Source organism: Sphingobium sp. VMM (assembly GCF_056790315.1).
Genome location: NZ_JBXGSI010000064.1, coordinates 1 through 922, shown reverse-complemented (window position 1 = coordinate 922; position 922 = coordinate 1). Strand labels below are relative to the sequence as shown.

The 922-nt window shown below is 63.4% G+C and carries 1 protein-coding gene; it reads left to right on the top strand.

From position 1 onward, the window contains the following. Positions 1-922: acyl-CoA dehydrogenase family protein (locus ACUCV3_RS27310; protein ID WP_482241477.1), on the top strand; the 922-nt coding region annotated here is incomplete at both ends.

Sequence of the window (922 nt, the reverse complement as noted above, 5' to 3'; positions counted from 1 at the left end):
AGCCGGCAACAGCTGGTGGGACGCAGCCCTCTTTACCGGCAATCCGGATTGGGATCAGCTCCTTGCCGTGCCGCCAGCCCGGCTGACCGATGCGGAGCAGGCGTTCATGAATGGCCCCGTCGAACAGCTGTGCGGCATGATCGACGACTGGCGCATGACCTGGGAAACGCACGACCTGTCGCAAGAAGCCTGGGGCTATCTCAAGCAGGAAAAATTCTTCGGCATCATTATTCCCAAGGAACATGGCGGCCTTGGCTTTTCCAATTTCGCTCATAGCGAGATTGTCCGCAAGATCTCCACCCGATCCGTATCTGCGGCGGTCACAGCGATGGTCCCCAATAGCCTGGGACCGGGTGAACTCATCCTGCGCTTTGGAACCGAGGAACAGCATCGCTACTGGCTGCCGCGGCTGGCGGATGGTCGCGAAATTCCTGCCTTCGGCCTGACCAGCCCGGAAGCCGGCTCCGATGCGGCCGCGATGGTCGACGAAGGCGTCATCTGCAAAGGCCAGTGGGCCGGCGAGGAGGTGGTGGGCATCCGCCTCAACTGGCGCAAGCGCTATATCACCCTGGGTCCGGTCGCGACCTTGCTGGGCCTTGCCTTCAAGCTGCGCGATCCTAACCATCTGCTGGGCGGGCAGGAAGAGATCGGGATCACGGTCGCACTTGTCCCCACCGACCTGCCCGGCGTGTCGATCGGGCGCCGGCATATCCCCTCGATGCAGAGTTTCCAGAACGGCCCCAATGAGGGCCATGACGTATTCATCCCGCTCGACAACATCATCGGCGGCCCAGATCGCGTCGGCCAGGGATGGAAAATGCTGATGAGCGCGCTGGCGGCCGGCCGGGGCATTTCCCTGCCCTCCCTGTCTGCAGCCGCCGGCGCCTTTGCGGCTCATACGACCGGCGCCTATGCGCGGGTG